The sequence below is a fragment of the Virgibacillus salexigens genome (assembly GCF_000723585.1).
Lineage (GTDB): Bacteria > Bacillota > Bacilli > Bacillales > Amphibacillaceae > Virgibacillus > Virgibacillus salexigens.
This window is the reverse complement of the sequence record NZ_CCDP010000001.1, coordinates 1,902,133-1,915,332: the sequence shown is the minus strand read 5'-3', so window position 1 is coordinate 1,915,332 and position 13,200 is coordinate 1,902,133. Positions and strand designations below refer to the sequence as shown.

The 13,200-nt window shown below is 38.3% G+C and carries 14 protein-coding genes; all 14 read right to left on the bottom strand.

Annotation, left to right across the window (positions count from 1 at the left end):
• Position 1: 1 nt before the first annotated feature.
• The 14 genes from BN990_RS21530 to BN990_RS08810 all read right to left on the bottom strand — a co-directional run bounded on the left by BN990_RS21530 (position 2) and on the right by BN990_RS08810 (position 13,200).
• A complete protein-coding gene (locus BN990_RS21530; protein WP_051739067.1) occupies positions 2-2,308 on the bottom strand; it encodes a phage tail protein in 2,307 nt (768 codons plus the stop codon).
• An 11-nt stretch (positions 2,309-2,319) separates the two neighbouring features.
• A complete protein-coding gene (locus BN990_RS08870) occupies positions 2,320-4,065 on the bottom strand; it encodes a GDSL-type esterase/lipase family protein (RefSeq protein ID WP_038243609.1) in 1,746 nt (581 codons plus the stop codon).
• 11 nt (positions 4,066-4,076) lie between these two features.
• Positions 4,077-4,913 (bottom strand): phage tail domain-containing protein, encoded by an 837-nt coding sequence (locus BN990_RS08865; RefSeq protein WP_051739065.1) that lies wholly within the window; start codon positions 4,911-4,913, stop codon positions 4,077-4,079.
• A gap of 9 nt (positions 4,914-4,922) precedes the next feature.
• Complete coding sequence (locus BN990_RS08860; protein WP_038243607.1) at positions 4,923-7,853, bottom strand: phage tail tape measure protein; 2,931 nt, start codon at positions 7,851-7,853, stop codon at positions 4,923-4,925.
• A 12-nt stretch (positions 7,854-7,865) separates the two neighbouring features.
• Positions 7,866-8,018: a hypothetical protein gene (locus BN990_RS22560; protein WP_158295231.1), complete on the bottom strand. Its 153-nt coding sequence runs from the start codon at positions 8,016-8,018 to the stop codon at positions 7,866-7,868.
• A 50-nt stretch (positions 8,019-8,068) separates the two neighbouring features.
• Positions 8,069-8,431 carry a hypothetical protein gene (locus BN990_RS08855; protein WP_038243605.1) on the bottom strand — a complete coding sequence of 121 codons (363 nt, stop codon included), beginning with the start codon at positions 8,429-8,431 and terminating at the stop codon, positions 8,069-8,071.
• Between the two features lie 130 nt (positions 8,432-8,561).
• On the bottom strand, positions 8,562-9,122 hold the full coding sequence (locus BN990_RS08850) for a major tail protein (RefSeq protein ID WP_051739063.1): 561 nt from the start codon (positions 9,120-9,122) through the stop codon (positions 8,562-8,564).
• A gap of 3 nt (positions 9,123-9,125) precedes the next feature.
• Complete coding sequence (locus BN990_RS08845) at positions 9,126-9,512, bottom strand: hypothetical protein (protein ID WP_038243602.1); 387 nt, start codon at positions 9,510-9,512, stop codon at positions 9,126-9,128.
• A complete protein-coding gene (locus BN990_RS08840) occupies positions 9,509-9,895 on the bottom strand; it encodes an HK97-gp10 family putative phage morphogenesis protein (RefSeq protein ID WP_038243597.1) in 387 nt (128 codons plus the stop codon). Before BN990_RS08840 ends, BN990_RS08845 begins: the two co-directional genes overlap by 4 nt.
• A complete protein-coding gene (locus BN990_RS08835; protein ID WP_038243594.1) occupies positions 9,895-10,224 on the bottom strand; it encodes a phage head closure protein in 330 nt (109 codons plus the stop codon). Before BN990_RS08835 ends, BN990_RS08840 begins: the two co-directional genes overlap by 1 nt.
• The gene (locus BN990_RS08830) at positions 10,221-10,526 is read right to left on the bottom strand and encodes a head-tail connector protein (protein ID WP_038243592.1); all 306 of its coding nucleotides are present in this window, start codon (positions 10,524-10,526) and stop codon (positions 10,221-10,223) included. Before BN990_RS08830 ends, BN990_RS08835 begins: the two co-directional genes overlap by 4 nt.
• 14 nt (positions 10,527-10,540) lie before the next feature.
• Positions 10,541-11,233, bottom strand: a complete 693-nt coding sequence (locus BN990_RS21525) for an Ig-like domain-containing protein (protein ID WP_051739061.1) — start codon at positions 11,231-11,233, stop codon at positions 10,541-10,543.
• Between the two features lie 114 nt (positions 11,234-11,347).
• Complete coding sequence (locus BN990_RS08815) at positions 11,348-12,484, bottom strand: phage major capsid protein (RefSeq protein WP_038243589.1); 1,137 nt, start codon at positions 12,482-12,484, stop codon at positions 11,348-11,350.
• Entirely contained in the window at positions 12,484-13,200 is a 717-nt protein-coding gene (locus tag BN990_RS08810) for a head maturation protease, ClpP-related (RefSeq protein WP_425330226.1), read from the bottom strand. Before BN990_RS08810 ends, BN990_RS08815 begins: the two co-directional genes overlap by 1 nt.

Below are 13,200 nucleotides of genomic sequence, written 5' to 3'. Positions count from 1 at the left end.
ATTATCCCTCCAATAATGCTACTCTTTCTTCTAATGTGTCTACATAATCAAGTACATCTTTAACACCTTTAATCGCATAGGATAGTAAAGCGTATAAAGCGAAACTGTCATACGATTCTGCATAAGTTACATCCGGCATTTCATCTATCATCATACCTAACTGTAATTTCGCACCAGTATTATCATTTATCCGATGATACGTATATACATTAGCATTACGCCAAGTATTAAGTGTGTTTTTGCTATAAACTTGGATATCTTTTTTATTTTCTCTTACTGACGTATCTGTGTTGAAGTCAAGCGCTTTAACAGGTCTATACGTTCCGGTAGTTCCTCTTACTGTTACTCGTAATTCTCCTGGATCACCAGCGGGTCTGACATAAATATGCGAACCCCCAGATAAAGCATTCTTATCAATGAAATCTCCAAAATAACCAGACGCCCTCACAGAGTTCCAGTTTTCCGTAGTATCGTTATTTACAACTCGGAACTCCCCGCCGTTTAGTGTTCCAAGGTAAAAGTGATCTTGTGAACTCTGCAAAGCATTCGGAGTTACCCTGTTAGCGAAAATTCTATCCGCTCTAACGTTTTGATAATTGCTTGTAGTTTCGTTTAATGTAACTCGTAATTCTCCACCAGATAGTGGTCTAGCATACAAGTGCGTTCCGTTGGTAGCGGCATTCACATTCCAAAAGTTACCGTACATTCCCAGACTTCTTATAGGACTATAAACATAATCATCAACCGTTCCGTCACCCGGAACGCTCGAATGCCTAACCACTCTAGCCTCTCCGTCATCCATAGGCGCTAGATAAACGTTAGCGTTAGAAGTTCCTAAAGCTGCTGACGTTACTAATGTACTGTTAGCTTGAAAACGTATATCACCGTTAGAGTTCTTTCCGTAAATACCATCAGGACTTATGCTAACAGTTCTGTTTGTGTTCAAGTCCACAAACTCAGCATCCGACCCATTAACGTGGAAATAACCCGATTCATCTATTGATGTTAAATTAAGTCCAATAATAGATTGACCAATGATTGATTCTGCTACTATACCTTCTGCGGTTGCTGCTACTTTCGGAGTAACGCCACCATCAACGCTAATCATCCAACCGTTAGAATTCATCCACATTAACTTGTTAGGATCGTTTTTATCCTGAGCTATAATTCCTTGTACACCGTTTTCGGCATTACCGAATATTAATTCCGTTTGCGCTTCTTCTAATTTACGAACTGCTGCTTGCTTTGCGGAAGGAAGTACGCTAAAGGGCATCTTTTTGTGTCCGGCTAGTATATCAGTAATATCTTTCGCTGCTGTGTTTAATCTCGATTGATACCGTTTGGTCAATCCGTCCGAACCAAACGTTAACTTTAAGTCTAATACATTACCTTTCCAGTCCTTCTTGATTGACATATTTACGATGCGTACTTCCTCGTTTAATCCGATTCGTTCGTCGATAAGGAATGTACGATCTCCTAATTCCGGTTGTCCTAATTCGTAGCCCTGTTTGCGTAAGTCGAAAATATCGGATGATACGCTAATTTGTAGTGATTCATCGACTAACGCTTTTAAACTCTCGTCCATTTTAGAGGTAGTCGTTATTTTCCCGTTTTTAATCGGCGGCGCTTCGCGCTTACCGATGATGTTAGCTAAAGGCGATGTATATTCTCGAATTAATTTCGCGTCCTGTTCTTCGCCTTCTGCGAAATCACCGTAACCTTTTGCGTAGGTATACATTGAACCTGCATCGATTTCTTGAACGATATTAGAAGCGTTTAATTTGTGACGGTACATGAACGATGTATCTCTTCCGATTTGCCTTTCGAGATAAACCGTAGTACCAACGATCCGAAACTCTACGCCATATCGATTTATCGCCTCTTTAAACATCGCTAGTCGAGTGGCACCTTCTCCGAATCCTTCCCATTGAATAGCTTCGAATTGATCGACTAGAACGAATTCATAACCACTGCTTTCGAATATAATCGAAAAACAATTAATTGCAGTCATGTGCTGATCATAACGCTCATATATGCGCTGTGTGTCGAAATCGTCAAAGAAAAGAGGAACAGCTTTGACATCTACTGTCAATAACCGCCCCTCTCCTTTACGTTTAGCGTATACGATTTTATACGTTATTCCGTCCGCTGTGATCTGCCACATTTCGGCTACGTCATCGATGAATAATTTGTTTACTTTCGTCGGTAATATCTGTAGTGATAACGATTGGTTCCCGTTTAGTTCTAAGTCCGTTGTCGTTGTAGCTTGCAATGCATATTCATCACCGTTTAAATTGCGTATTTGCATTTATTCACCTCCTAAGAGCCGATTAATTGACCTGTATTAATACGGACGTACTCACCGGTTGGTGCTAAGTTTAACATCCGTTTATCCAGAGAAGGTTGATCACTAAAAGGAGCAAATACATGTAAACTACCAATAGAGTATATTCCATTATGCAAGTCTTTCACTTGTTCATCTGATAACCTAGATTTATACACTGCAAAGTCCTTAAAAGACGCATTTTTTCCAATCACCCCGTCCGACCTTCCTGCTAATGTAATTTGCGGTACAGTTAACGTTTCAGAAGTATCGGCTCCAATCAAGTTTCCATCTATATAAAACTTGATTGCTTTTGAAATTCCACTAAAAGTAACACATATAGAGTGCCAATCTAAGTCGTCAAGTCCTACATCTGAGATAATAGGTCCAGACATCCCACCACCACGTAAATCTAACTCATGGTTAGCACTATCTTGATTGGAAATCCTTAACTCATCACCGATTCCTGCCCATGTTCTTTGGAGTTCTACGGCTTGGTTTGCCCTCAATCTAAAAAACATTGTGAAGGTTTCAAAGGTGTCTTGCGGAACATATTCTATTGGTCTAACGGCAATTCCTGCATCTAAATCCGGCGTGCTTATAAAACCTTGGTTTTCTTCAATCTTCATCACTTTTCTTTGTGCACTAATATATTTGAACATATCCAAAGGAATAGATTTGAACATTGAATTGTGTCCAGCATCGTTTGGATGCAGATCATCATGCATAGCAAGGTTCAAAGGAACACCATTTGGCAATATAGCATCAATCGCACCTTTGAAATTGATTGTCATAAAACCTAAACGATCTATCTCTTTATTCAATTCTGCTGCCAGTCTGTAAATTTCCGCATTATACCGTTTTGTAGGGAATTGGTCTGCGATAATTGGGAAAATGCCATGTTGTTTACAAGTTGCAGCGATAGTCAATATATTTGCTTTAAATTGTTCTAATGTCGCCTCTTTTTCGGGTAATGTTTGTTCGCTGTTCATTCCTTCATTGCCCAAAGTAAAAGCGATTATACAAATATCAGGGTTATAAGGAATTACGTCTTTATGAAATCGTGATATCCCACCGCTTGTATCGTCTCCGGATAAAGAACGTTGCAATATTTCCCAACCTTCAGTGTTTAGAGAATCCCTCAATTTTTCCCACCACGAATTTCCTTCTGTTCCATAGAAACCTTCTGCTGTTGATGAACCAAATATAACTATTTTTTTGTTGTGCTGATCTGTTGGGGTTTGGAAAGTCACTTTTTCAGAGTTCAGCGTATATCTTAATTCGTTGGTTTGCGTACTCCAATCTCTTCCGGTTGTTGTTTCGATTTTATATTCTGATATCGGGATTTCGTCAATACGTAAATTCGCATCAATTATATCTTGATCGTCTGCTTTCGTTTCTAGTTGTAACGTTATCCTTTTATCTAATTCATTTATTGCGGTTGGATCAAATTGTTGTATTAATTCCCAATCAGAACCACTGTATCGGTAAACTTCTGCCACACCTTCGCCGTTGTCACTAACCATAATAGCATCACCTATATTAGCAGTTGAAGGTAATTCTGCTTTAGTTGTAACAGGTTCTAACCAATTAATCTTTGCACTGTCTATGATTTGCTGAACTGCTTCTTCGGAAATAGTTTCTACGATGTTTCCCATTTCTCCGAATAATTCATTAAAGTTGTGTTCTAAGTTATTTCTATTTTCTCTATCCCAGATAGTTAACACTTCTTTTTGAGCCATCCACTCACCTCTTATGCATAGTAAAATCTAAAATCAAATTCTATTGTTACACTTTTTGCGCCTGTTAATCTAAAATCATTCCACCATGGCGCTATTTCGATAAATTCCTTGTTCGTACTTCGTAGAAACTGCAGACCGTTTGATGTAACGTTTGGTCCGTCTAATACTATAACTTGCGTATCTCTTACTTTTTCATTAACGCGAAATGTTGTTCCAGTTGTTACGTTACGTAGTTGCAAATAGTTATCCGAACCCACAACGTTGCTTATCGTTATTTTTAATTCCTGTTGAAACGGATGTATTGGACGGTTTCCTGCGTTGTATATACGAAATTCGTTCGTTTCGTGCGTATAAATCAACGATTCATCATCCGCAATTAAGCCCATGCCGAAACCCCATAATTCGCTATCTGTATCTATTCCATTAAGTTGAATATCTTGGGTTGTGCCAATAGATTCAGCGAATGGAAGTTCATACATTTCCAAAGAAAAAGAAGCTATTGCCATTTCTTGGGTGAGCCTCTCTGGAATAAATGATTCAGTTATTGTTACTTTGTATCTTTTCCCTTTTTGATGCGTTTCTGATACATAAAGATAATCATGGTTGTTAAAAAAATTAAATGCTACATCCCTCAGTAGTCGGAAATCTTTAGTATCTTGCGAAATTAATCCTACATCTACTGATGGAGGGCGTGTTGTAAATACATAACCCTTATCGATTATTCCGTCTGAACCATCCATAGAACTTGTATTTCTTTCACGTTGCATAGACGGTATATAAATATCAAGTGGTAACATTCCGTTTGGAAATGGTTTCAAATTCATATTTTCATCATATACGATAAACAATTAACCACCTCATTCAAAAAACCTTCCAACATTAGAAACGGCATTATTTTCATTTACTATTTGAGTTACTGGTTGTCCATCAATTTGAATAACCTTTCCTTCTCTGATTCCTCTGTCAATATTCCTTAGTAAAGCTATAATTTGATTACTACTATCGCTTGTGAAACTATTACTCAACTGCGAAACTATTCTGTTCGCTTCACCAACCGGACTAATACCTGTTGCGTAAGCTGGAGTATTTAAAGCACCCATAATCTTTTTAGTTTCATCATGTGTAAATACTTGTGCGCCTCTATCTAGGTTAGGGATTAAACCAAAGTCAGCTAATGACCAGCGATTCCCTTCTCTAATTAATTCCGGGCCTTCTTCACCCACAATAGCAGATCCACCTGGATGGAAGTCTGTTCCTTCTGCGTAGTTTGGTCTTAGGATCTGCATTATAGGAGATCTAGGTACATCTAAATTAACTGTTTTAGTTATTTCCCCAGCTAAACTCCTATTAACCCAATCTATAGTCGGATCGGTTTCTATGATTACATCTTTATAAATTGTTTGCCCAGCTACAGCATTTACACCTTCTAATTTCTCTCTTGCTCCATCAATTTTCTCTTGTTGTTCCTGAACCTTTTGGTTCATCCTGTCGTATTCTTCTGTATTTCCCTTACCGGCCGCTTCCATTTCTTTTAATTTTTGTTTGTTCTGATCTACTTCTAGCTGTTGAAGTCTTAACGTTTCTAGTCCTTTTCCCTTTTCTGCAACTATACCTTGTTCTTGTAAAACCATTAAAGCGTATTTATCAAGAAGTTGGTCAAATTGATTTAACTCTTTATTTGTTTTATCTAGCTTGTTTTCTTTTTTATCAATCTGTTTATTCAATTCTTCGTTAGTTAGTCTTTCGATTCCTAGTTGTCTTGATATTTCATCTAGATTTTGTTGTTCTAATATAAGTTTCCCTTCTAAGTTTCTTTTCTCTGCGCCTGTAGCTTCTGAAATTTCTGTTTTTAAGTCAGCGACTACTAAATCCTGTTCTCTTAATTGTGCAGATAAATCTAAAATCCTTTGACTAGATGCAGCTTGTTCTGACTCTTTCGCGTTGATTTCATTTTGAAGTTCTATCCGTTCCTCTAAGTTTTCTTTTTGTTCGTTCATCTGACTTCTGATTTCTTGATACGTTTCCTCTGCAAGTTCAGCCCGTTTGGCTTCACTCAGTTCCTTTACCTTCTCGGTCGTTTCTGCATAGGCATTTCCTTGCTCGGAAACAGCTTCAGCAGTTTTGGGAGATTTGTCAACAATTTCTTCGTTGAGGTCTAAGAATTCACTCATTTCTTCATTGGTGAATCCGGATTTTTCTAGTAATTTGTTTTGTTCCTCAGTAAGAGCTTTAATAGCATCTTCATTCTTAGCACCTTTCAACTCATTCATAATATCCATATAACGCAAAACTTCATCCGTTGAAAGTTTGTTTTTGTTTTGTAGTTCATCGAATCGTTCTATGCTTTGATCTAGAGTATCAAGTTCATCCTCTCTTGCTTCTATGCTTTTTAATGTTTCTTCAGCATTCTTAGAACTTGTACTAGATAATGCTGCAATTGTTGTGCCTAGTAAACCGACACCGGCTATAGCTAATCCAACTGGACCACCAGTAGCGCCCATTAAAGCGAATCGACCAAGCATTCCTTTGCCGCCTGCTTTACCAAGCGTAGGAATCAAACCTCCAGCCATTTTCGTAACCCCGCCTATGGCTTTTGTTACTCCACCTAAGGCAATCCCTGCTGGACCAACAACGGCGGCAAGCCCCGCAAATTTCAAAATGTTATCTTGTGTAGCAGGTTCTAAATCGTTAAAAGCTTCTACTACCTCAGTTATGCTTTCTGTCATTCTTGTTGCTATCGGTTCTAATGTTTGACCTAATTCAGAAAGAGAATCCATAAAATCATATTGTGCGTTACGACTATCGATTAGTTCCTTGTTTGTTTCTCTGAATTCGTCATTCACTTTAGATAAATCAAGATCATTCAGTTCACCCAAAGCGTAATTCAGTTCGTCTCCACTGTCTTTTGCTTCCGCTAAACCTTCATCAAACGTTTCTAAATCTACACCCATACGTTCTAGTAATTCTGCAAATGGTCCGATTGCTTTTCCTGTTGCTAATGTCTCTTGCAAACCATCGGCTAATCCTTCGATTTTTAATGTATCCGGGAACTTAATAACAGCTCCAGACAGATCATCAACGGCTTGTAATAATTGGTTGTCGCTCATTCCTGTTGCCATTAAGTTTGATAAAGCTTCGACATTAGAATCTGTTTCACCTGTGATAGCATTTAGGTTACGCATGGATTTCTCCATTACGTCAACGCCTGTCCCCGCTTGTTCTGCGTTTGTTCTTAATCTAGCCATGTCCTCACGTAATTCTCGTGTAGATTCTACGGCTAACGTTCCTAACCCAACGATAGGCGCTGTGACATTGGTAGACATACTTTGACCGAACCCTTGCATTTGATCTCCAACGGTTTGTATGTTATCCCCTGCGCTTTTTACGTTATCACCAAACTTCTTCCATTTGTACCCGTCTAGTTGCTCGTTAACATCTTTTAATTCGGCTTCTGTTTCGGATAATTCACGTTTCGCACGCATTAAACGTCTTTCAAGGTTCTGTGTGTTCTTGCTGAATTCTTCCCCGTTTTCTTTCGATTCTTTATAGGCTTTAGTAAGTTTATCAACGCTAGTTTCTTGTAGTTTTAATTGCTTAGATAACGCCCTGGAACGATCACCCAAGAATTTTTGTTCATCGCCTGTACGCTTGAATTCGCTGCGTGCTGTCTTTAATTCCTCGCCTACGGTTTTTAACTGCCTATTTACTTGCCCCATGCCCTTTTGAAAATTAGTTCCATCTAAGCTAACCTGTGCAACTAAATCAGCTATAACATCACGTCTCGCCACTTTCTCACCTGCCTATTTTAATGATTTTAATGTTTCTAGTGCTTGGTGCTGTTGTTTTTCATGTTGAGCCTGTTCCATTCGTTCTTTCTTCCTTATATGCAAATCAAAAGTAGCTTTAAATCTTCGCATGCTTGTTTTCCAAAATTCTTCCTCGTCTTTCTTCAATACATCAGTCCAAAAGTTAAACAACGCTTCCCAATCCGTCTTCTCATTCTTTATTTTTTTTTACTGTCTGAATCATCTTGTTTGTTCTCTTTATTCTTTGACTTACTATCTGCCATAGCTTCAAAAAGTTGGTTAGCATAATCCTTGAAATTGTCAACTGTGATATATTTACCTACAAATTCTGGTGTTAAGTCCGGATCTTCGTGTACTAAACCACCCCACATAAACGCTCTAATAGCGTATGGTCTACCGCCAATTACATCTAGCTCGATATCGTAGTATGTTTTGCCTTCATGAAGCATATCGATTTCTGCGTATGCGTTTAAATCTAATACGAAAGTTCTTTCCTTATCTAAAATGATTTTTACTTCTTTCGGTTTATGTTGTAAGTCTCTTTTTTCTTCTTTGTTCATATTTTCCACCTCCTAAATATGTAAAAAAGAGCAGCCTATTTAGACTACTCTCTTGAAAACCCGCTCTTATTCCCAGGCCAATGAAACAGAAGTATCAGTTTTATCTGTTACCCCGAAATTAGCGGGAACATTAGGGAGTTGGAGTTGGTTCATACACAGTATCAAACCATGTTGCACCACCAGTGAAACTTTCATTGTTATCGTTACCGATAAAGTGCCATTCTTCATCAAAATCACGTTTGATAAATTCACCTGCTAATGTTGGTGTACCAAATTCAATTGAATCCGTTGCAGTGTTAGTCGTTCTTGATGGCTCTTGGAATTTTCCTTTTAGTAACCACCAGTATTCACTTGTTCCGTCGTCTAATGTAACCTCAAATCCAAATGCTCCATAAGGAGAATCACCGGCAGAACCTAATACACCTTCTGAATTTAAAGTTTTGCCTAATAAAAGAGCTTCTTCCTCCGCTGTAAGCTTTGTAGCATTAATATTGACTGTTACATAGTTGAATTTATTAGCAGTCGCCACGGTTCTGTTATCTCCAAATAAACGACCTGTCGCTACACTTGGTTCTATAGAAACACTTATACCCTCTGATAATTTGGTAGGCGTTTCGTAAACCGCCCCCGATTCATCATCAGAAGTCAACGGCGCAAAATGAAAGTTCTTTAACCCTGTTTGATATGACATATATTATTTTTCCCCTTTCCTTACCTTGGTTTTCCAACGGCTAGAAATGTGCGTGTATCCTGTGTCGGATTCGTACATTTCACCAATATAACTTCTAAAAAAGCCCAACGACTTCATAGACGAATTAATTTCATCACCTAATAAAGTAGTTGAGCCTTGTTTTGTGAAAACAGATACTTGAAATTGAATGTATTCTCTTAACGCTTCATTATCTGCGTAATCTATATCAACGTTGTTTATCAACTGGTATATAATATAAGTGTTAAAATCTTGGTTAGCAGGTGCTTTGTTTGGAAAGATGGCAGGATAGCCCTTATAAATATCTAAGTTGGACGTTAAATCCGTATTACTTTCTAATGCGTTTAGAATATCGTCTTTTAAGTTGATCATAGTTGCATTATCCTCCGCATACCAGCAGCTAAAACCGCAGCAACTTCATCGCGACTAGTCGCTGAACCTCTTTCCATTGGTGCTTGTGCTGACATTTTAGAAGTACCAAACTCCAAGAACTTAAGTCGGAATCCTAATTCTTTAATTGCGCTAACTTGTACACTTCTTTCTCCAAACTCATTAGTTTTAACGCCACTAACTACTATATTATCTTTCAAGTGATCATAAGTAGCGCTATTTACATTTGAGTATGCAATTTCATTAGAAATCCCTTTTGATAATACTACACCCGCTAATTTTAAAATCTTTCCTTCTTCCCTCTTGCCTTTCTTGCCCAATTCATCAATTCTGTTACGAATATTTACATCCATATCCATAGACATTAACTGATCACCGCCTCTGTGGTGATTTCTAATTCTTTACGTAGCCCTGTTTTATCAGATACATTTTTAATTTCGTAGGATTGTCCGTCATAGTATATTCTTTTTCCTTCACCGTTTTGGTGTAAAGGCTTATTATATCGGCATTCCCATACGACTGTTCTTACTGCATTAACAGCTTTTGCATTAAAATATTCATCGCCGCCATTTTCTAGCTTTCTAGCCCATAACTTATAGTCAAGTACCCAATCATCGATCCATTCCCCGTCATCATTTCTGACCGATTCTTTGTTTTGTATGTCTACTCTGTGACGGTATTTAGCACTATTCATAGTATTTCCTCTAATTCAGAATCTAATGGGAGTTCTTCAGCTTTTAATTGGAGGATAATACGTTCTAAGCTATAACTGTTTTTAGCCACAGATGTTCCGATCACTTCTGGTCTGCGTTCTTCATAATGGTTGGCTATCAAAAGCAAAGCGGCGAGTTTGTATCGTGCTGTTTCTTGATTTTTTATACCCGACGACATTAAATCTTCTTCTGCTACATCGATTAAAGAGCCAAGGAATGAATCATCCTCAGCCCCATCGATGCGTAAATAGTTCTTTACTTCTTCTACGGTTGGTAATGACATATAATTACCTCCCCTTATGATCCAGAAGCAGCAATAACTGTGATAGCACTGTCCGCTGTGTGTCCGCCGTCATCAGTTGTGACTGTAATAGTTGCGCTTCCTTCTGCTACTGCAGTTACTAATCCGCTTCCGTCTACTGTTGCTATTGCTTCATCACTAGAAGACCACGTTACCCCTTTATTTGAAGCATCAGAAGGCGAAACGGTTTCTGTTAGTTGTTGAGTTGCTCCAACTTCGATTTCCGCTGTTGCAGGGTCAACACTAACTCCTGTTACTGGCTGTGTAACATTAACACTAGCTGTTCCAGTAATTCCATTGTCATCCTCGGCTGTAGCTGTGATAGTTGCGCTTCCAGCACTCACCGCACTAACTTGACCAGATGCATCAACAGTCACTACAGATTCATTGGAACTCGACCATGTTACTGTTTGTTTTGCTGTTGATGGTGATACACTAGCAGATAGGTTGCGTGCTCCTCCAACGGTTAAATTATTAGTAGCAGGGGAAACACTTATGCTTTCTGGTGCGCTGTAATCTGTTGTAACACTTACAGGAGAAGATAATTCACTTTCTCCCGTCTCATTTACTGCGCTAACTTGGTATTCATACGTTGTATTTGGTGTTAATTCTGTATCTGTGTAACTTTTTTCTGTAATACCGCTTGCTACTTCGCTTCCATCGCGATATATCTTATATGTTGTAGCCAAAATATCCCTCCTTATAATTTATATCTATTGAAAGAAAGCCCTATCTCAGGCTAACTCCAAGATAGGGTTACACTCGTATCTGTTTTGGAGTCAGCCGCAAGATTTACGGGCGCATTAGGGAGTTTCAGCAACTTCTGCAATACGGAACGCACTGTTTAAAGAACGTTTTTGATCGTACCATGCAGTTAAGACGAACAGGTAATCACCAGAATCTACGTCTTTGTCAGTGTCATAAGTCATTGCATCGTAGTTGATACGGGCATAGTTGAAATCACCAACAATCGGCTTCGTAGCACCATCTGCAAAGTGTACTGGTTTACCTAGAACTTGTTCTGGTTGCGCTTGATAAAGCGTTGCGCTTCCATTAGCAAGCGTTTCAATGATATCCATGTAATCAGCATAAGTCATTACGATTTGTGCATTATCACGGAATGTTTCGTGTAAGTCAGCAATAGCTTTTTTGATTGCTTGATACTTAGATGATCCAGTAACAGAAGCAATATCCCCGTTGTAAAATGACATATGCTCTAATCCAGTAGCAGGAGTACCGGCAAGAGCATCTTTCTTTTCTTTAGTAGCTAACCCAGAGCGCAATGCATTATCAACGTAATTAACTAATTCAATATCTGAACCATGCATAACAGTATCAGAAATTCTAGCTTTGACCTTAAATTTATTTCGATTGAATGCTACAGTATCACCAGTTAGTTCAAGCTCTTTTGCTGTTTGAGTATCATCGATGAATGCATCATCATCAATGGAATAAGCGATTTTTGGCAGTTCCAAACCTTTGATATTGGAAATCGATACTACTTCACGTAGTTGGTTGCGATCAAATGGTTCATGCACCAATTCGTTTTGTAAATTAGTTGGCAAGAAGTTGTCTCCACCTGTTGGATTTCCTGTTGGTAATGCATAAATTTGTTTAACATCATCTGATAATGGTTGTTTGTTAATTGCAGCGCGAATGAATTCCGCTTTTGCTTTTACTTGTTTTTCTTCTTTAGAAAGACCATCAAAGGATTGTTTTTTCTTGCTGAATTCTTCCTTTTGTTCCGCTTCCAACTTGTCGTGTTGCTCTTTAATTACGTCAAAACGCGCTTTTAAATCATCTTTAGATTGTTGCATCTTCTGAATATCTTCCATTGATGCATTTGGATCAATAGCTTTTTGAGATAATTCGTTTTCTACCTTTTGAAGTTGCTGTCCTACAGTTGCCATGTTTTGTTTCATTTCGTAAAGTGTATTCATTAAATAATTCCTCCTAAAATTGTTTTCGTATATTCTGAATCCGCCTTCGCTTCTTCGGCTATTCTTTGTCTTTCCGCCATTTCTTGGGATGAAATAGCTTGTTTTTCTTCTTTTTGCAGTTGTTTAGGTACATTTTTGTAATTAGCAAATAAATCATTATTGATAGATGCAGCCATTTGATTCGATTCCAAAACAACATCCGCTAATCCTAATCCTTTAGCTTCATCTGCTGATAACCAAGTCTCGGCATCTAACATTTCTTTCAATTTATCTTCTGAAAGTTTATCACCTGCCTTTTCAAGGTAAGATTGCATGCTAGATTGACTGATTCTATCCAAATCGTCAGCCATCTTCCTCAAATCCGCAGAATTTCCAACCGCCATTGTCCATGCGTTATGGATCATTAGCATTGAATTTTTAGGCATATAAATAGTGTCACCGGCCATTGCGATCACACTTGAGATAGATGCTGCTAAGGCATCCACTTGTACATTTACATGCGCTTTATGTCGTTTTAACATGTTGTATATTGCTAATCCTTCAAAAACTGATCCTCCAGGCGAATTAATGTATAGATTTATGCTTGATACATCGCCTAAACCGTCCAAATCCTCCTTGAAGCTGGTTGCTGTGGTATCTTCTTCAATGAATTTATAGCTTTCAATGTCTCCGTAAATATAAATTTCTCCTACGTTTTCATCAGTAGCCATTTTCAT